This is a genomic window from Micromonospora echinofusca, from assembly GCF_900091445.1.
Taxonomy (GTDB): domain Bacteria; phylum Actinomycetota; class Actinomycetes; order Mycobacteriales; family Micromonosporaceae; genus Micromonospora; species Micromonospora echinofusca.
In genome coordinates this window covers 5,532,965-5,551,051 of the sequence record NZ_LT607733.1, presented here as the reverse complement: position 1 = coordinate 5,551,051, position 18,087 = coordinate 5,532,965, and the positions used below count along the sequence as shown (strand labels likewise).

Sequence of the window (18,087 nt, the reverse complement as noted above, 5' to 3'; positions counted from 1 at the left end):
AGCCACGGGCCGCGTCCACCACCACTGGTGGACGCGGCCCTTGCCGTGCGGGTGACGGTGATCTGGCGATGATCCTGTGATGACGCCCCCGGCCAGCCTTCTACGCAGATTCCCCTCGTCTGCGTGAGGTGAGCATGAAGCGGTCCCTAGCCGCAATGGCGACGCTGATCTGCGCCGCTACCCTCCTTCCCTCGTCCATCGCGACTGCGAAGTCCGCAGCGCCCGAGACCGGCCCGACCGCCGCGTCCGCGCGCCCACCGGAGACCCGTCGTGCACCTCGACCACCCGCCGATCCGGACCGGGTCCGCGACCCCGACCGCCGTCTGGGGACAGCATGGCGGCGGTCGGCTGATCGCGCCGTCACCACGTCCGGCGACGCAACCGGCCTACATCTTCTCGTCGCCGACGAGGCGCAGGCGTACGCCTGGCGGACTGCGGCGACCCTCGCGGAGCCCGGCTTCGACACCGACCAGTGGATCGGGCAGGCCTGCGTGACCGGCTCGGGCCGGCGCGCCGTCGTGGTGTACGCGCCGCGGACCTTCACCAACCGCGAGCTGCTCATGCAGCGAGGCGGGTTCGCCGCAGTCGTCGACCTGAAGACTGGTGCGGTCACGAAGCTGCCCGAGCGGGTGTCGCTGGCCTACCACAACCCCGGGTGCGGCAGGGGCGAGAAGGCGGTTCTGTCGCGGCTGGAAATGCCGACCGAGCCTGGTCAGGCGGCCCACACCTGGCTCGGCACGGTCGACACGGCGCGGCCGACCTCGCCGGTGCGGAAGGTGCGCGCCGCCGGCCAGGTCTCCTCTGTGCTGCCGGTGCGCGACGGGCTGATCGGCTCGAAAGGCAACAGCCTGGTCCGGATCGGTGCCGGCGGTGCACTGACCAACCTGGCAGCGACGGGGGGCACGCCCTTCCGGATGCTCGCCGACGGTCCCGACGCGGTGGCGTTCCAGATCGTGCGCGACGGCCGGACCGAGTTCAAGCGGTTCGCCGCCGGAAAGGTGTCCCACCACGGGGCGGTCCCGCAGGGCCAGGTAAAGCTCCGGCCCGGAGCGGGCGGCCGGGTGTTCGCCGTCGGCGGGCGGGCAGAGGCCGGTACGGCAGGTCGGCTGCCGCGTAGCTGGCGGGCTATCGACGGCCTGCCCGACGCGGACGTCTCCACTACCGGTGCTCTGGTCGTCCAGCGGGCCACCACGGGTCGGGAGGCCGCCGGGCAGTTGGCGGAACGGCCGGACAACGGGCGACCGGAGAGGGTGGACATCAGGACGAGCCGGACGGCCGACGATTCGGAACTCCGTTTCTCGGTCGAGCCACGGGTGGACCATGCCGGGCGGCGGCTCTCGCCCTCGCTGCGTGGCCGGCCCGCCGCCAGCGGGCAGAGCAGTTCCCGGACGACCGCGACGGCGGGCGACCCCAACGTTCCGATGGACCCCGACGGCGCCTGCGCGGTGTCCCGCAACGACAAGACGCTTCAGGTCTACCAGCCGACGGTGGCCCAGATGGAGTGGGCGGCCAACCTCGCGGTGCGTAACCAGCTGACGTTCCAGCGACCCGCCAACTGGAACAACAACTCCATGCCGGCCTACTCCCCACAAGGCATGTTCCCGTCGATGGCGCTCATCGGCGGCGGCTACGTGCCCGCGCAGATCTTTCTGGGCATCCTCGCCCAGGAGTCGAACCTCTGGCAGGCGAGCCGGCATGCCGTGGACGCCTCCGTCGGGAATCCGCTGACCAGCCTGGGTTACTACGGTCTCGACCTCCAGGACCCGGACTTCAATCTGATCAATTTCGACGAGACCAAGGAACCGCGTCCGGACTGCGGATACGGCGCGGGTCAGGTGACCTCGGGCATGCGGAAGTCCGAGACCGGCCGGACCCTCGCCGGGGTCACCTGGGACTACACGAAGCAGAAGGCGGTCGCGACGGACTACGCCACCAACGTGGCGGCGGGTCTGCGGATCCTGCAGGACAAGTGGAACCAGACCCGTGCTGCCGGGCTGATCGCCAACGACGGCGACCCGAAGTACCTGGAGAACTGGTGGTTCGCCGTCTGGGCCTACAACACCGGCTTCTACGCACAGAACCCGCAGGCCCCCACCCTGCCCTGGGGCGTGGGCTGGGCCAACAACCCCGCCAACACCGACTATCCTGCCGACCGCAAGCGGTTCCTGACGGCGCCGCTCGACGTGGACAACCCGGGCGACGAGGACGATGTCGATGACGACATCGGCTACGACAACGCGAAGCACCCCAACCACTGGTCGTACCCCGAGCGGGTGATCGGCTTCGCCTACACGTCGCTGATTCGCTACAACTACAAGCTGGAGACGTTCTCCCCAACGTACGTGACGGCGGCGGCACGGCAGCCGGACGTCGCGCACGCGGCCCGCTACACCTTCTGCGAACCCCAGGTCAACGACTGCGATGAGACCCTGCCACCGAAGGTGCCGGGCGACTACCCGACCACCAAGGCGGGGGCTTGCCAGCGCGACGACCTGAAGTGCTGGTGGCACGGCCCGGTCACCTGGACGGACTGCTCGATCAACTGTGGCCTGGAGAACCGTAAGTACACGACGGTCGAGCCCCGGCCGTACGCGAACGCGGGTGACAACATCCACCCGACCCCGGTCAACTCGGACGGCACCTGCAAGGTGGAGGGTCTCCCCAGCGGCGCACGGATCATCGACGACATCTCGACCACCGTGCCGCTCGGCGCGGAGGGCTGCCGGCCCACGTTCACGTCGGGCGGTACCTTCAGCCTCAACTTCGCCAGCCACACCCAGCCGGACGGCGACGTGGTGAACCCCGGCAAGGTGGACTTCCACCAGATCGGGGCCGGCTTCGGCGGGCACTTCTGGTTCACCCACACCTACAAACGGTCGGAACATCCCACGTACCGGGTCACCGGCACCTGGAACATCAACCCGACCAACGCCTGGACCCGGATCTGGGCGCACATGCCGGACCACGGCGCGCACACACGGCAGGCGGAATACGTCATCCGCCGGCCGAACGGCACCACCGAACGGCGCATCATCCCCACGCAGTGGGAGTCCAACAAATGGGTCAACCTGGGCGTATTCGACCTGACCGGAACGGGTAACCCCAAGGTCGAGTTGAGCAACTTCACCCTGGACGGCACCGGTGTCCAGGACATCGCCTGGGACGCCGTCGCCGTGCAGCCGTTGCCCAGCAAACCCCGGCACTTCCTGGTGGCGCTGGGCGACTCGTACTCCTCGGGTGAGGGGACGGGCGACTACACGCGGGTCAGCGACCAGTACGGCGACGACAAGGCGTGGCGGAACTCTTGCCGGCGCAGCGCGCACGCCTGGTCGCAGCAGGCGACGATTCCCGGCGCGCCCGGGACCGTCGCGTCGTTGACGGCGCAGCACCACCAGAACATCGACGCGCAGTTCGTGGCGTGCAGCGGAGCGCGGGCCCACAATCTGATGAGCCCGAGCCTGCTCTCCGGCGGTGCCTGGCAGGGTGAGCCGGCCGTGGGCCAGTACGGGGAGATCAGCCAACTCGATCAGGGATCGCTGAACACCAACACCACGGCGGTGATGCTGTCCATCGGCGGCAACGACGCCCGGTTCACGAAGATCGGCATGTCCTGTGCGACAGGCATCGACTGCAGCGCGCCGGACTACCGCATGGAGGGCGACGACAAGCCGCTGGGGGAGAAGCAGGAGGAACTGATCAACGGTTACGTCAGGCAGTCGATCCAGGAGGTCGTACGACAGGTCCGACTCCGGGCGCCAAACGCCGCCATCTTCGTGATGGGATACCCGCACCTGTTCGACACGCCCTGTCAGTACGCGGTGGTGCTGCCTCCGTCGATCCCGTTCGGCTTCTCGCCCACCGAGACGCAGTTCCTCAACGGGCTCTCCGACAAGATGGTGTCGGTGCTTCCGTCGGACGCCGCCAACCGGGTGTACGGCATGGACGCGCGCAGTGAGTTCGCCGATCACAACATCTGTGGCAGCTCTGAGGCTTATCTGCACGCCGCGCGGGTCGGGGACACGTCCGTGGACGACGACGGGGACCCCAAGCAGTTCTCCAGTATGGAGACGCTGCACCCCACCCGGGCGGGCAACCAGGCGTATGCCCGGATCCTGACCGACTACATGGGTCTGTTCAACTACCGGTGGTAGGTATCCTGCGGGGCCTGGCCGAAGTCCGACCAGGCCCCGCAGGCCGGGAGGCATCAGTGAAGCGGTTACGTGACGCGGTCCTCGCCGGCGTCCTGGGCGCCGTCGGCGCCGGGCTGCTGACCTCTCTCTGGCAGTCCGAGGTCCACGCGCAGGCGGACTGCGTGCCGAACAACGTCGGCGGTTGCCTCGGGTGGGGGATCCCGGTACTGCTCATCGGGCCGTACGCCGCCGTCGCCGTCATCTGGGCAACGTTGCGCGCCCTGGCCGTCGACCGTCCGCTGCTGTCCGCGCTGTTCGGCGCCCTCGCCACCGCCAGCGGCACGTTGCTCTACGAGGCGGGGCATCCACGCTGGGTTCCGCCGCCGGTGTGGCTGGCGGTGCTGCTGGGTGCGGTGGGGTTCGCCGTCGGGACCGCGATCGGCGGCGGCCGTACCCGCTTGCTCCAGGTCGTCCTGGCCGGTGTCCTGGCCGTTCCGCTCGCCGCGTTTCCGCTTCTGCGTCAGGAGACCCGAAGCGACGTCCGCGAGGACGGGTTCGCCCGCCTCGGGTTGCCGCTCCTGGTGCCGCAGGTGGAGGGCTACCAGGTGGTCTTCGCACGCGCCGAACTGCGCGACCCCATGTTGGCGGTGACCGTGATGAAGGGGGATCGCCGGATATCGATCTCGGTGCTGCCGCTGCCGGCCGACTTCGCTCCACCACAGCGGTGCGGTCCGACGGTGGCTGAGGTCTCAGTGCGCGACATCGTCACCGCGCCAACCAGGACGAACGGACCCTGTCAGTGGGTGGAATCGGAGCACTGGGTGCGCGTCGAGAACGACCAGCGCGTCCACCTGCTGCGTCGCGACGGCGCATTCGTACAGGTCAGTCGCGGCGATGACGTTCCCGACGTGGACGTCGAGGCGGCCGCCGCGACGCTGACCTCGGTCAGCCCGCGGCGGCTGGCCGAACTGAGCGTCAGGTGACGGCCGCGTCGGGCAGCCGGACACCGGCGTCGGAGCGTGCCGGCCACCACCCACGCGCACCCTTCCTACGCCTGGCCCGTGGGGATTCGGCAGAATGATGGAATGACTGAGATCGACTGGGAACGGCTGCGGGACGCCGCCACCGAGGTGATGCGGCACGCGTACGTGCCGTACTCGAAGTTCCCGGTCGGGGCGGCCGCGCTGGTCGACGACGGCCGGGTGGTGGTCGGCTGCAACGTGGAGAACGCCGCGTACGGCGTGGTGCTCTGCGCCGAGTGCGGGGTCGTCTCCTCGCTGCACGCCACCGGGGGCGGCCGGATCGTGGCCCTCTCCTGCGTCGACGCCACCGGCGAACCGCTGATGCCGTGCGGCCGGTGCCGCCAGCTGCTCTGGGAACAGGGCGGGCCGGAGTGTCTCATCGAGGCGAAGGGTGGCCCGCTGCGGATGGCGGAGCTGCTGCCGCACGCCTTCGACGTGGCCGACCTGGAGGCCGTGACCGGGGAGGCCCCGGTGCCCGTGGTGCCGGATCGGCTGGCCGCCTGGCGTGGGCGCGGCACGGTCTTCGTGCACCCCGACCTCTCCGCCGGCCAGCAGGTCTGGACGGCCTACTGGGAGCGGTCGGCGGGCGACGACGAGGGCGCCGAGACCGGCGTGCTGGAGGAGGGCCCGAGCTGGGGCGACCCGGCGGAGGCGATCACGTGGGGTCTGGCCCGTACGCCCCGGGTGGTGGTCGTGGACGCCTCGGGAGCGATCTTCTGGGCGGGCGAGGGTGAGCCGCCGATGGAGATACCGACTCGCTGGGGTGGCTGAGCCCAGCCGTCGGTGGTCGCGGCCCGTCGACCCGTTTCGCAACGATTGATAGGAACTCAAAGGTGAGTGCTTTCACGGCGGTTGACGTCATCCGGGTCAAGCGGGACGGGGGTGTGCTCTCCGACGCGCAGATCGACTGGGTGGTGGACGCGTACACCCGGGGGGTGGTGGCCGACGAGCAGATGTCGGCGCTGGCCATGGCGATCCTGCTGCGCGGCATGACCGCACCCGAGATCGCCCGGTGGACCGCCGCGATGATCGCCAGCGGGGAGCGGCTCGACCTCTCCGCCGTCGCCCGGCCGACCGTCGACAAGCACTCCACCGGCGGCGTCGGTGACAAGATCACCCTGCCGCTCACCCCGCTGGTCGCCGCGTGCGGCGCCGCCGTGCCGCAGCTCAGCGGCCGGGGCCTCGGGCACACCGGCGGCACGCTGGACAAGCTGGAGTCGATCCCGGGCTGGCGGGCGGCGTTGAGCAACGACGAGTTCACCGCCCAGCTCCGCGACGTCGGCGCGGTGATCTGCGCGGCCGGCGCCGGGCTCGTCCCCGCCGACCGCAAGCTGTACGCGCTGCGCGACGTGACCGGGACCGTCGAGGCCATCCCGCTGATCGCCAGCTCGATCATGAGCAAGAAGATCGCGGAGGGCACCGGCGCGCTGGTGCTCGACGTGAAGGTCGGCTCCGGCGCGTTCATGAAGTCCGTCGAGCAGGCCCGCGAGCTGGCCCGGACGATGGTCGAGCTGGGCGGCGCGCACGGCGTACGGACCGTCGCCCTGCTCACCGACATGTCCACCCCGCTCGGCCAGGCCATCGGCAACGCCGTCGAGGTGACCGAGTCCGTCGAGGTGCTCGCCGGGGGCGGCCCCGCCGACGTGGTCGAGCTGACCCTGGCGCTGGCCCGCGAGATGCTCGACGCGGCCGGGCTGCCGGACGTCGACCCGGAGGCTGCCCTGCGCGACGGCCGGGCGATGGACTCCTGGCGGGCGATGATCCGCGCCCAGGGCGGGGACCCGGACGCCCCGATGCCCACCGCCAACGAGGTCGAGGTGGTCCGCGCGGACACCGACGGCCACGTCGCGGCGATCGACGCGTACGACATGGGGGTGGCCGCCTGGCGGCTCGGCGCCGGACGCGCCCGCAAGGAGGACCCGGTCAGCGTGCCTGCGGGGGTGGTGCTGCACAAGCGCCCGGGCGAGGCGGTGCGGGCGGGCGACCCGCTCTACGAGCTGCGCGCGCAGGACGCCGCCCGCATCCCGGCGGCGCGGGACGACGCCGCGCGGGCGGTGCGGATCGCGCCGGTCGCGCCCGCCGCGACGCCGCTGGTGATCGAGCGGATCGGCTGAGCGCGGCGGTCGCCGGGGCGGCATGGTGTCCGCCCGTTCGGACCGCTATCCTCCCTGGCCAAGGGGGGACAACCGGCGCCGAGTCGTCGCGAGCAGACAGGATCTTTCGCCGTGACCGTACCTGCCCCCGATCCGCGGGAGGTGCGTGAGGCGAGCCTGGACGAGTTGTCCCGGCTGCGTCTTCCGCTGCCACCCGCCCAGTTCCCGCTCGTGTGGGAGCCCGGCGACCAGATCGAGCTCCGCCCCACGGTGGAGATCGAGGCCCGCATCGCGGTGCTGCACCTGATCCTGGCCCGCTGCTTCGGGATGCCGCCGCAGGCGGCGATGAGCTGGCTGCTCGCCTCGCACCTGGTGGAGATGGTCACGCCGCCGGAGTTCCAGTTCGTGACCGGCGGCAAGGGCGACCACCGGTCGTTCGTGCTGCACCACGACGCGCTCTTCGCCCTGGCCTGGGTGCTCGGCCTGACCAAGCAGCTCGACCCGACGCTGCCGGTCGACGAGCGGCTGGTGGAGCGGATGCCGCACATCCCCGAGGGGGAGACCTTCGGCCAGTGGCGGGCCCGGATCCTCGCCGCCCCGCAGCACCCCGCCGACGCGGCCGCCCTGCTGGACCTGCACTACTGCCTGGACTGGGCGTACCTGGAGACGGAACGGGCCGGCCGGACGCCGCCCGGGCTGGTCGACGCCAACGCCATCGGCCAGCGTCGGTGGGCCCTGGAGTGGGCCGTCATGCTGCGCGGGCCGTACCACGACGAGCCCCCCGGCTGGGAAGAGGTCGACCTCTCCACCTGAGGGACGGTCAGCGCGGGGCGGGGCGCCAGACGGCCAGCCGCACCGCGACGGTCACCCGGACCGGCTCGGCGAGGGCGGCGACCCGGGCGGCGAGCCCGGCCGGGTCGGTGTGCCAGGCGCTGGGACCCATCCCGACCAGCGTCGCGACCTCCGGGCCGGTCAGCGCCAGCTCGCGCCGGTGCTCGGCCGCCGTCACCTCGGTGAAGTGTCCGCCGAGGCTCTCGGCGACCCGGTCCGCCTTGGCCGGGTCCACCCGCAGCAGGCCGAGGGCGCCGACCAGTTCGGCGAGGTGGTCGGCGGCCGGCGTGACCACCAGCAGGGACCCGGCCGGGTCGAGGACCCGGTGGAACTCGGCGCCGTTGCGCGGCGCGAAGACGTTCAGCAGCACGGCGGTGCCGGCGTCGGCCAGGGGCAGCCGCTGCCAGGTGTCGGCGAGCGCCGCCGCCGCGCGCGGGTGCGCGCGGGCGGCCCGACGCAGCGCCGGCTTCGACACGTCGAGGGCGAGACCCACGGCGTCCGGCAGCGCCGCCAGCACCGCCGCGAGGTGCCGGCCCGTCCCCGCCCCGGCGTCCACCACCAGGGGGTACGCCCCGTCGACGCGTGCCCCGGCCTGCTCCCCGGCCGGCAGGCGCCGAGCAGCCGTCACGCGGTCGACGGCCTCCATGGCGGTGGCGGCGAGGGCGGCCGAGATGAGGTCGTAGTGGCCGGCGGAGAGGAAGTCGGCGCGGGCGGCCACCATCTCTGCGGTGTCGCCGGCGTGCGGGGCGCGGCCGGCGAGCAGGTTGACGTAGCCCTGGCGGGCCACGTCGAAGCTGTGCCGGCGCGGGCAGCGCAGCGCGCCGGCGCCACCGGTGGCGACCTCGGCCAGCGGCTCGGCGCAGACCGGGCAGCGGAGACGGTCGACGATGCGGGGGTCCACGTCAGGCGTCCAGGAAGGTCAGCACCGCGCGTACCCGGCGGTGGTCGTCGTCGCAGTCGCGCAGGTCGAGCTTGGCGAAGATCGAGTTGATGTGCTTGCTGACCGCCTTCTCGGTGACCACCATGCGCTGGGCGATCGCGCCGTTCGAGCGCCCCTCGGCCATCAGCGCCAGCACCTCGTGCTCGCGCGGGGTGAGCCGGCGCAGCGGCGCGGCCCGGGCCGGCCGGGCCAGCAGTTGCGAGACGACCTCCGGGTCCATCGCCATCCCGCCGTCGGCGACCCGGTGCACCGCGTCGACGAACTGCGTCACGTCGGCCACCCGGTCCTTGAGTAGGTAGCCGACCGATCCCGCGCCGTCGGAGAGCAGCTCCCGGGCGTAGAGCTGCTCGACGTACTGGAAGAGGACCAGCACCGGCAGGCCGGGGATCCGTTCCCGGGCGGCCAGCGCGGCGCGCAGCCCCTCGTCCGTGTGGGTGGGCGGCAGCCGGACGTCCACCACCGCCACGTCGGGGCGGTGCTCCAGCAGGGCGGCGAGCAGCTCGTCGCCGGTCTCCACGGCGGCCACCACCTCGTCGCCGTACGCGGTGAGCAGCCGGATCAGCCCGTCGCGCAGCAGCACCAGGTCCTCGGCGATCACGACTCGCACGGCAGCTCCACGTCGACCACCGTAGGCCCACCCGCGGGCGAGTCGATCCGGACCCGGCCGTCGAAGACGGCGAGGCGCCGCCGGATGCCGGCCAACCCGGTGCCCCGCTGCGGGTCGGCGCCGCCCCGGCCGTCGTCGGAGACGGTCAGCCGGACCGTCTCGGCCGTCCGACGCAGCCGTACCGCCACGCGCGCCGCTCCGCTGTGCCGGGCCGCGTTGGTGATCAGTTCGGCGGCGGTGAAGTAGAGCGCCGACTCCAGCGGGGGCGCCAGCCGGCCGGGCAGGTCGACGTCCAGGTCGACCGGGAGGGCCGCGCCGAGGGCGAGGGCGGCGAGCCCCCGGTCGGCGAGCACCGGCGGGTGGATTCCGCGTACCACGTCGCGCAGCTCGGACAGGGCGGTGCCGGCGCTCGTCCGGGCCTCCGCGACCAGCCCGCGCGCCGCCTCGGGATCGCGGGCCAGCAGCTCCTCGGCGAGGCCGAGGTTCATCGCCATCGCGACCAGCTGCCGGGCGGCTCGGGGAACATCCGCGCCGCGATGGCGGCGGCCTGCGCGGACTCGTACCGGGCCGGCAGGATGTCGGCCTGGCTGTCGGCGGGGCGCGGTCCGCCCGGCCCGTAGACGGCGAAGGTGGCGGCGGTCAGCGCGGCGATGGCGAGCAGCCAGCCGGCGATCACCCGCCCCGGACGGCGGACCACCGCTGTGGCCAATGTCGTGAACACGTGCAACTCCCCGCGTCGGCTCCTACGTGTGCCGTTGACGCTAGGGAGCCGGACGGGGCACTTCGATGGGTGCGCGTACGCCGGTTCGATGGTGGTGCCTGCACCACCACGGTCAGTCCCGCGCGGCGTCCCGGCCGGTGAGGTGGTCGACCACCCGGTGGGTGAGCGCGTCCAGCGCGGCGATCTCGTCGGGGGTCAGCAGGTCGACGAGGTGCCGGCGGACGGCCGCCACGTGGCCGGGGGCGGCGGCCTCGACGGCGCGCCGGCCCTCGGCGGTGAGTACGACGACGGCGCCGCGCCCGTCCGAGGCGCACTCCTCTCGGGTGACGAGGCCGCGCTGCTGCATCCGGGTGAGGTGGTGGGAGAGCCGGCTGCGCGACCAGAGCATCCGGTCGGCCAGCTCGCTGAGCCGCAGCCGCTGGTCGGGCGTCTCCGAGAGGTCGGAGAGGACGTCGTAGTCGGGTTCGGAGAGCCCGGCGTCGCGCATCAGCTCGCGGGCCAGCTCCAGGTCGAGCAGGCGGCGCATCCGCCGGTAGCCGCGCCAGGCGCTCTGCTCCCGCTCGTCCAGCCAGCGTGGTTGCTCCATGCCGACCATCCTAACGATCTGGTTGACATGTCATCAACCTGCCTCCTAGGGTGAGTGACATGTCAACCAGATTGCCGGGCCGGCTGGTCCCCTGCTGAGCGGCCCCGTGCCGTCCTGCCGCCCGTGGCCCCGGTCGCCGGCCGGGTCGGCCTGCTGCTCGTCGGCATCCTGCTCAACGGGCTCGCCACGGCCCTCTACCTCGGGGCCCGCCTCGGTCCCGGGCCGCGCGACGGCCTGATGACCGGGCTGGCCGCCCGCGGCCTGCCGATCGGGCGGGTACGCACGGCCATCGAGCTCGGCGTGCTCGCCCTCGGCTGGACGCTCGGCGGCACCGTCGGCCCCGGGACCCTCCTCTTCGCCGTCAGCATCGGCCCGCTGGCGCAGCGCCTCATCCCGAAGTTCACCGTGCCGGCCCCGGTCCGGCCCGTCACCACAGGAGCGACTTCGCCATGCCCTGCCTGACCGTCATCGTCGCCAGCACCCGGCCCGGCCGCGCGGGCCGCCGGATCGGCGACTGGTTCACCGCCGCCACCGCGTACGACGCCTCCGACGAACTCGTGCCGGACCCGGAGCGCGACGCCGCCGCCACGGTGCTGCTCGACGAGGTGGCCCGGCTGGCCGCCGCCCTCACCCCGCTGCGGGTGACGGCGTGAACGCCCGGCTGTGGGAGCTGTTCGGCGAGCGCGGCCGGGGCGTGCTGGTGACCCTGCGCCGCGACGGGCGGCCCCAGCTGTCCAACCTCGACTTCCTCGCCGAGCCCGGCCTGATCCGCTGCTCCACCACCGGCGACCGCGCCAAGGTGCGCAACCTGCGCCGCGATCCCCGGGCCAGCCTGCACGTCACCACCGCCGACGGCGGGGCCTACGCGGTCGCGGAGGGCGTGGTCACGCTCAGCCCGCCGGCGGCGGCGACCGACGACGCGAGCGTCGAGGAGCTGGTCGAGGTCTACCGACGGATCCGCGGCGAGCACCCCGACTGGGCCGACTACCGGGCGGCGATGGTCGCCGACGGCCGCCTGGTGCTCCGGCTCGCCGTCGACCGGGTGTACGGCTGGCGTCCCTGACCTGCCCGGCCCACCGCACCGGCGGTTCCGGCCCAGGCGACGCGGGGCGTCCGGCCGGCACGGGTGCCGGTGGCGCGGGGCCGGCGGGGCGGCGCGCCGAGCGCCGATCCGTGCCGGTCGCGTCGGTCGACCCGGCGGTGCCGACTAGGGTCTGTGCATGGTCGCGACAATCCGTTACGAGGACATCGTCAAGGTCCCGAAGGCGCTGCTGCACGATCACCTCGACGGCGGCCTGCGGCCGGCGACGATCGTCGAACTGGCCGCCGAGGTGGGCCACGAGCTGCCCACCACCGATCCCGAGGCGCTCGGTCGGTGGTTCGTCGAGGCGGCCGACTCCGGCTCCCTGGAGCGCTACCTGGAGACGTTCGCGCACACCGTCGCCGTCATGCAGACCGCGTCGTCCCTGCGGCGGGTGGCCCGGGAGTGCGCCCAGGACCTGGCCGCCGACGGGGTGGTCTACGCCGAGGTGCGGTTCGCCCCCGAGCAGCACCTGGAGCGGGACCTGACCCTGGACGAGGTGGTCGAGGCGGTGCTCGCCGGCTTCGTCGAGGGCAGCGCGCTGGCCGCCGAGGCGGGCACCCCGATCCGGGTCGGCACCCTGCTCACCGCGATGCGGCACGCCGCCCGGTCCCAGGAGATCGCCGAGCTGGCCGTCCGGCACCGGGACACCGGGGTGGTCGGCTTCGACATCGCCGGCGCCGAGGCGGGCTTCCCGCCCACCCGGCACCTGGACGCCTTCGAGTACCTCCAGCGGGAGAACTTCCACTTCACCATCCACGCCGGCGAGGCGTTCGGCCTGCCGTCGATCTGGCAGGCGATCCAGTGGTGCGGGGCGGACCGGCTCGGCCACGGGGTGCGCATCGTGGACGACATCACGCCCGGCCCGGAGCCGGTGCTCGGGCGGCTGGCCGCGTACGTGCGGGACAAGCGGATCCCGCTGGAGCTGTGCCCGTCGTCGAACGTGCAGACCGGCGCCGCGCCGTCGATCGCCGAGCACCCGATCGGGCTGCTGCGGGACCTGCGGTTCCGGGTGACGGTCAACACCGACAACCGGCTGATGAGCGGCACGTCGATGTCGCGGGAGATGGCCCTGCTGGTGGACGCCTTCGGCTACGGCTGGAAGGAACTCCAGTGGTTCACCATCAACGCCATGAAGAGCGCCTTCATCCCGTTCGACGAGCGGCTGAAGATCATCGATGAAGTGATCAAGCCCGCGTACGGCAAGCTGCTGGGCTGATCGCGGCAGGACTCAGGAGCGGTGCGGGTGGCCGGCGAGCATGCCGGCCACCGCGCGCAGCACCTCGCCCGCCCGGGCCGCCTCGGCGCCCAGGCCGGTCTGCCGCCGCAGCACCGCCGGCTCCGCGCGCAGCAGCGCCAGGCCGCGGCGCACGAGCACCCGGGGAGCCTTGCGCTGTTCGGCGAGGTCGCGGGCCAGGCGGCGGACGAAGGTCGCCCCCCGGGGCCGACGCAGGGCGTACGCCCCGGCGAGCACCCCGCGCCGACGGCACTCCTCGACGATCTCGGCCGCGAAGATCCCTTCGGCCACGAAAAGTGGCGAACCGGCGACCTCGAATGGCCGGGTGGACACCCGGCGGTCCGCACCGATCGCGTAGACCGGCACATCGGCCCTGCCCTCCCTGGCCAACCGGGCAATCGTCTCCACGGCCGCCGCGGCGTCCCAGGAGCGGGGCGACTCCCAATCCACCAGGCCGTTTCGGCGCGGCAACGTAGGGTCGTCGCCGTTCTTGTAGAAGTCGTCCAGGCAGAGCACCGGAAGGCCGGTTCGCTGCGCTATGTACGACTTTCCGGACCCGGAAGGCCCGGCGAGCAGGACAACGCGATGGGGGTGCTTCATTACCTTCAGTTACTCCGGCCAGACGGATTGCTATCAAATTGCATCAACATCTCATCACACCTCCCGCTGCGGCCAACCTGGGCTTTCTCTTTCGCAGGTGGCGTGATGGAATCTCGAATGGTCCGGCCCGTGGGGTCGGCCGCTGGGCGTTGTCCAGGGGCAACGCAGTTCCAGAATTTCGCGAGGGCGGTGACGTGAGCAAACGGCCAAAGGCGGCGGGCTCCTTCCTGTCGCGTCTGCGCCGGCCGACCGGTCGGCTCCGCGACATGCCGATCTGGTCCAAGCTCGGTCTCATCATGATCGTGCCGACCATCGCCACGGTGGTCGTGGGCACCAGCGGCCTCGTCGACCACCTGGAGACCCTCAACAACGCCAACCGGGCCGGTGACCTGGCCAACCTCGTCGGCTACTCGGGTGACCTGGTGGACACCCTCCAGGACGAGCGCACCAACGCGCTGCGCCTGCTGGGCGTGCCCCGCGGTCAGGACAACGCCCGCTACAAGCAGGCGTACGAGCAGGCCAACGCCCGCGTCGACAAGGCCAAGGGGCCGTACTCGCAGCAGCGCGCCGAGGTCGAGGACCTCCCGGCCAACCTCGACACCCTGCTGGGCGAGATCGACCAGACGCTGACCGACCTGCCCGGCACCCGCAGCCAGGTCTTCAACGGCAAGCTCGGGCTCGTCCCGGCCATGCAGGCGTACGACGGCCTGATCGACGACCTGATCAGCATCCGCGACTCGGCCACCCAGCTCGCCGGCGACAACGAGCTCAGCGACCAGATGCGCGCGTCGACCGCCACCGCCCGCAACAAGGAGTTCCTGTCGCGCCGCCGGGACGTGGTGCACCGGGCCTTCATCCAGCAGCGACTCACCCCCAACCTGCGCAACGAGTACATCGCCACCAGCACCGGCTCCAGCCAGTGGTTGCAGAGCTTCCAGGTGGTGGCGAGCCAGCCGGAGCAGGAGTACTACGCCCAGGTGGTCGCCGGCCCCGACCTGCGCGAGGCGAACACCTACAACAGTTGGCTCAACGGCATCACCACCGCCGACAGCCTGACCGGCGCGCCGTTCGACGCGGACCAGTGGGACGCGGCGATGGTGGCCAACGCCAAGCTGATCCGTACGGTCGAGTCGAAGATCGACCGCGAGGTCGTCGCGGGCGCCGAGGAGCTGCGCTCGGACGTGCAGCGTCAGGTGTTCCTGGAGACCGGCCTGCTGCTCAGCATGCTGCTCCTGGCGATCCTCTTCGCCTACCTGGTCGCCCGCTCGATGGCCCGCTCCCTGCGCGACCTGCGTCAGGGCGCGCTCTCCATCGCCCAGTACGGCCTGCCCCAGGCCGTGGCCCGGCTGCGCGACCCCAAGGTGACCGGCCAGCTCTCCCCGGTGCAGCTCGCCAACCAGATCGCCGAACCGCTGCCGGTACGCAGCAAGGACGAGTTCGGCCAGGTGACCGAGGCGTTCAACGCGGTCCACCTGGAGGCCGTCCGCACCGCCGCCGAGCAGGCCGCGCTGCGCGCGTCCGTCGCGACGATGTTCGTCAACCTGGCCCGCCGCTCGCAGATCCTGGTCGACCGCCTGATCGGTCACCTCGACCGGCTGGAGCGCGGCGAGGAGGACCCGGACCGGCTGGCCGAGCTGTTCCAGCTCGACCACCTGGCGACCCGGATGCGCCGCAACGACGAAAACCTGCTGGTGCTCGCCGGCGCCGACTCCACCCGCGTGCAGCGGGAGCCGGCCGCCCTGATCGACGTGCTCCGGGCCGCCCAGTCCGAGGTCGAGCACTACACCCGCATCGAGTTCGGGGTGATCGACCGGGACATCGAGGTGGCGGCGCACGCCGTCAACGACCTGGTCCACCTGGTCGCCGAGCTGTTCGACAACGCCACCGCCTTCTCGCCGCCGGACTCGCACGTCATGGTGGAGGCCCGGCGCGTCGGCGACCGCGCGTCGCTCTACGTGGAGGACCGGGGCATCGGGATCAGCCCCGAGCAGCTGCACGACCTCAACGAGCGGCTCGCCACGCCGCCGCAGGTGGACGTGGCCGTCTCGCGGATGATGGGCCTGGTCGTGGTCGCCCGGCTGGCGTCCCGGCACGGCGTCAAGGTCGAGCTGCGTCCGGGCACCGACCGCGGGACCGTCGCCGAGGTGGTCATGCCGACCTCGGTGCTCGTGCCCCGGGCGCTCTCCGGCCGCCCGCAGTCGTCGCCCGCGCTGCCGCCGCCCGGCCCGCGCTCGTCCGGCCCGGCCCCGGCCTTCGGCGCCCTGCCGGCCCTCGGCAACGGCCCCGCCAACCCGATGCCCACGCAGCGCCCCGGCGAGTCCGGCAACCAGGTCACCCTGGGTGGCCGGCCGTTCGACCCGGCGCCGCGCAACGGGGCCGGCACGCCCGCCTCGGCCGGCGCGGCGCGGTCGATGCCGGCCTGGTCCGACCTGACCGGCGCCAGCGGCTTCAACGGCGGCGAGGCATTCCAGCCGCGCACCTCGAACGGCCAGTCGATCGACCCGCTGCCGCAGCGGCGGTCGGCCGACGACCAGGACGCCACGGGTCAGCAGCAGGCCGTCCCGCGGCAGCTGCCCAGCACCCCCGAGGCCCGGCCGTACTCCGTCCCGCCGGTCTCCGCGCCGCCCGTGCCCTACGCGGGCCCGCCGGTGTCGACCCCGCCGGTGCCCTACTCCGCGCCGCCGGTGTCCAGCCCGCCGGTCTCCGGCATGCCGGTCTCGGCGTCACCCGTCTCCGGCCACCCTTACCCGGGTCCGCCGGTCTCGGCCGCGCCGTATTCCGGTCCGCCGGTCTCGGCCGCGCCGTATTCCGGCATGCCGGTCTCGGCGCCGCCGACCAACCCGCTGCCCCAGCGCCAGGGTCCCGCCGCGCCGGGCCCGGCCACGCCGGCGCCGCCGGCCTGGCCGCCGGTCGCCGGTGGGGACCGGGACGCGGCGACCCCGCCGGTGCCCGAGCGTCTGGCCGCCGCGCTGGACATGACCACCGAACTGCCGCGGGTGCCGCGCTCCGGCGCGCCGGCCCCGGCCGCTCCCGCCCCGCCGACCCCGGCCGCCCCGCAGACGCGGCCGGCCACGCCGCCGGCCCAGAACAGGCAGCGGTACGCGGATGAGACGATGGAGCTGCCGATCTTCCGGGAGCTCGAGTCGGCCTGGTTCCGTACCCGCCGCCCGGGGCCGGAGGAGGCGGCGACGGCCGCCGCGAATACGCCGACCGACAGTGGATCGACCCAGCAGTTCGCCCGGGTCGACGCCGGCGGTCGGGCCGTGCAGCCGACACCACCCGGGACGACAGGTAACGCACCGATGGCAGACACTCCGGCGGCCGGAGGAGCGCCGCGCGAGAACGGATCGACGGCCAACGGGGGTGCCCGCCCCGCCTTCGCCGACAGCTTCGGTCACCGGCGGTCCGCTCAGCAGCAGACGGGCGGTTGGCAGACCGCGGCCGACGACGGGTGGCGTGCCGCCACCGCGGCGACCGAGGTGCCCGTCGCGGCGACCACCTCGACGGGGCTGCCGAAGCGCACCCCGATGGCGCAGTTGGTGCCCGGCGCGGTGGAGAAGCCCACCACGTCGGTGCAGCGGCGTACGCCGGAGGGTGTCCGCGGCCTCCTGTCGGCCTACCATCGGGGCGTGCAGCGGGGTCGTACGAACCCGTCGGACAACCCGACCAGCCCGGAGGCGACTCCGGGAGGGCAGCAATCCTCGCAGTCTGGCTCAGGCCCGGTGGCCGGGAGCGGGCAGAAGGAGCAAGAACGATGACAACTACGCAGGATCTCGGTTGGCTGCTGGCCAACTTCGCCGACCGGGTGCCCGGTGTCGCGCACGCGGTCGCCGTCTCCGCGGACGGCCTGCTCCTCGCGTCGTCACGGGACCTCCCGCGGGACCGGGCGGATCAGCTGGCCGCCATCGCGTCCGGCCTGGTCAGCCTCACCCAGGGTGCGGCCCGCTGCTTCGAGGGAGGCGCGGTGTTGCAGACAGTGGTGGAGATGGACAATGGCTTCCTGTTCCTCATGTCCATCTCGGACGGGTCGTCGTTCGCGGTGCTCGCCGCCCGCAGCTGCGACGTGGGGCAGGTGGGTTACGAGATGGCCCTGCTGGTCGACCGGGTGGGCGACGCGTTGACCCCGCAGCCACGTGCGGCTGCGGGAATGCTGGGCTGACGACCCGTTGACCCGTGAGGTCGGCGGGCCGACGACGACAACGACGACGGGCTCCAACCGGAGCCGGTGCCGGGTGCGAG

At 72.8% G+C, this 18,087-nt stretch carries 16 protein-coding genes and 1 pseudogene; 11 read left to right on the top strand and 6 right to left on the bottom strand.

What is annotated here, in order from left to right; all coding sequences use genetic code 11:
- Positions 1-134 precede the first annotated feature (134 nt).
- The 5 genes from GA0070610_RS23610 to GA0070610_RS23590 all read left to right on the top strand — a co-directional run bounded on the left by GA0070610_RS23610 (position 135) and on the right by GA0070610_RS23590 (position 8,058).
- On the top strand, positions 135-4,151 hold the full coding sequence (locus tag GA0070610_RS23610) for an SGNH/GDSL hydrolase family protein (RefSeq protein ID WP_231925785.1): 4,017 nt from the start codon (positions 135-137) through the stop codon (positions 4,149-4,151).
- Positions 4,152-4,207: 56 nt separating this feature from the next.
- Positions 4,208-5,113: a hypothetical protein gene (locus GA0070610_RS23605; RefSeq protein WP_089002078.1), complete on the top strand. Its 906-nt coding sequence runs from the start codon at positions 4,208-4,210 to the stop codon at positions 5,111-5,113.
- Positions 5,114-5,215: 102 nt separating this feature from the next.
- The gene (locus GA0070610_RS23600) at positions 5,216-5,923 is read left to right on the top strand and encodes a cytidine deaminase (protein WP_089002077.1); all 708 of its coding nucleotides are present in this window, start codon (positions 5,216-5,218) and stop codon (positions 5,921-5,923) included.
- A 62-nt stretch (positions 5,924-5,985) separates the two neighbouring features.
- The gene (locus GA0070610_RS23595; RefSeq protein WP_089002076.1) at positions 5,986-7,266 is read left to right on the top strand and encodes a thymidine phosphorylase; all 1,281 of its coding nucleotides are present in this window, start codon (positions 5,986-5,988) and stop codon (positions 7,264-7,266) included.
- Positions 7,267-7,377: 111 nt separating this feature from the next.
- Positions 7,378-8,058 (top strand): DUF4272 domain-containing protein, encoded by a 681-nt coding sequence (locus GA0070610_RS23590; RefSeq protein WP_089002075.1) that lies wholly within the window; start codon positions 7,378-7,380, stop codon positions 8,056-8,058.
- A 7-nt stretch (positions 8,059-8,065) separates the two neighbouring features.
- Here the strand turns inward: GA0070610_RS23590 and GA0070610_RS23585 are convergent, their stop codons facing one another.
- From GA0070610_RS23585 to GA0070610_RS23565, 5 genes are all read right to left on the bottom strand, one after another.
- The gene (locus GA0070610_RS23585; RefSeq protein ID WP_089002074.1) at positions 8,066-8,977 is read right to left on the bottom strand and encodes a putative RNA methyltransferase; all 912 of its coding nucleotides are present in this window, start codon (positions 8,975-8,977) and stop codon (positions 8,066-8,068) included.
- A gap of 1 nt (position 8,978) precedes the next feature.
- Complete coding sequence (locus GA0070610_RS23580) at positions 8,979-9,623, bottom strand: LuxR C-terminal-related transcriptional regulator (RefSeq protein ID WP_089002073.1); 645 nt, start codon at positions 9,621-9,623, stop codon at positions 8,979-8,981.
- Complete coding sequence (locus GA0070610_RS23575) at positions 9,611-10,117, bottom strand: sensor histidine kinase (protein ID WP_089002072.1); 507 nt, start codon at positions 10,115-10,117, stop codon at positions 9,611-9,613. The genes GA0070610_RS23580 and GA0070610_RS23575 overlap by 13 nt, the downstream gene beginning before the upstream one ends.
- Positions 10,108-10,344, bottom strand: coding sequence for a hypothetical protein (locus tag GA0070610_RS23570; protein ID WP_157747218.1), 237 nt, complete (start codon positions 10,342-10,344; stop codon positions 10,108-10,110). The genes GA0070610_RS23575 and GA0070610_RS23570 overlap by 10 nt, the downstream gene beginning before the upstream one ends.
- A 112-nt stretch (positions 10,345-10,456) precedes the next feature.
- Complete coding sequence (locus GA0070610_RS23565) at positions 10,457-10,930, bottom strand: MarR family winged helix-turn-helix transcriptional regulator (RefSeq protein ID WP_089003689.1); 474 nt, start codon at positions 10,928-10,930, stop codon at positions 10,457-10,459.
- 108 nt (positions 10,931-11,038) lie between these two features.
- Here GA0070610_RS23565 and GA0070610_RS23560 point away from each other — a divergent pair.
- The 4 genes and pseudogenes from GA0070610_RS23560 to GA0070610_RS23545 all read left to right on the top strand — a co-directional run.
- Positions 11,039-11,392, top strand: a pseudogene (locus GA0070610_RS23560) (YczE/YyaS/YitT family protein); the annotation flags it as partial.
- Positions 11,380-11,583 carry a hypothetical protein gene (locus GA0070610_RS23555; protein WP_089002070.1) on the top strand — a complete coding sequence of 68 codons (204 nt, stop codon included), beginning with the start codon at positions 11,380-11,382 and terminating at the stop codon, positions 11,581-11,583. The pseudogene GA0070610_RS23560 and the gene GA0070610_RS23555, both read left to right, overlap by 13 nt.
- A complete protein-coding gene (locus tag GA0070610_RS23550; RefSeq protein ID WP_089002069.1) occupies positions 11,580-11,993 on the top strand; it encodes a PPOX class F420-dependent oxidoreductase in 414 nt (137 codons plus the stop codon). Before GA0070610_RS23555 ends, GA0070610_RS23550 begins: the two co-directional genes overlap by 4 nt.
- A gap of 157 nt (positions 11,994-12,150) precedes the next feature.
- A complete protein-coding gene (locus GA0070610_RS23545; protein ID WP_089002068.1) occupies positions 12,151-13,230 on the top strand; it encodes an adenosine deaminase in 1,080 nt (359 codons plus the stop codon).
- 12 nt (positions 13,231-13,242) lie between these two features.
- Here GA0070610_RS23545 and GA0070610_RS23540 read toward each other — a convergent pair whose 3' ends face one another.
- Positions 13,243-13,764, bottom strand: coding sequence for an ATP-binding protein (locus GA0070610_RS23540; RefSeq protein ID WP_231925784.1), 522 nt, complete (start codon positions 13,762-13,764; stop codon positions 13,243-13,245).
- Positions 13,765-14,042: 278 nt separating this feature from the next.
- Between GA0070610_RS23540 and GA0070610_RS23535 the strand changes: the two genes are divergently transcribed.
- Both GA0070610_RS23535 and GA0070610_RS23530 read left to right on the top strand, forming a co-directional pair.
- Positions 14,043-17,606, top strand: a complete 3,564-nt coding sequence (locus GA0070610_RS23535) for a sensor histidine kinase (protein ID WP_089002066.1) — start codon at positions 14,043-14,045, stop codon at positions 17,604-17,606.
- Positions 17,603-18,007, top strand: coding sequence for a roadblock/LC7 domain-containing protein (locus GA0070610_RS23530; protein ID WP_067370442.1), 405 nt, complete (start codon positions 17,603-17,605; stop codon positions 18,005-18,007). Before GA0070610_RS23535 ends, GA0070610_RS23530 begins: the two co-directional genes overlap by 4 nt.
- The last annotated feature ends 80 nt before the right edge of the window (positions 18,008-18,087 follow it).

Coding starts and splice junctions, on each gene's coding strand:
- GA0070610_RS23555 (WP_089002070.1), top strand. CDS start 11,380: ATGCCCTGCCTGACCGTCATCGTCGCCAGCACCCGGCCCGGCCGCGCG.
- GA0070610_RS23530 (WP_067370442.1), top strand. CDS start 17,603: ATGACAACTACGCAGGATCTCGGTTGGCTGCTGGCCAACTTCGCCGAC.
- GA0070610_RS23600 (WP_089002077.1), top strand. CDS start 5,216: ATGACTGAGATCGACTGGGAACGGCTGCGGGACGCCGCCACCGAGGTG.
- GA0070610_RS23565 (WP_089003689.1), bottom strand. CDS start 10,930: ATGGAGCAACCACGCTGGCTGGACGAGCGGGAGCAGAGCGCCTGGCGC.
- GA0070610_RS23610 (WP_231925785.1), top strand. CDS start 135: ATGAAGCGGTCCCTAGCCGCAATGGCGACGCTGATCTGCGCCGCTACC.
- GA0070610_RS23545 (WP_089002068.1), top strand. CDS start 12,151: ATGGTCGCGACAATCCGTTACGAGGACATCGTCAAGGTCCCGAAGGCG.
- GA0070610_RS23575 (WP_089002072.1), bottom strand. CDS start 10,117: ATGGCGATGAACCTCGGCCTCGCCGAGGAGCTGCTGGCCCGCGATCCC.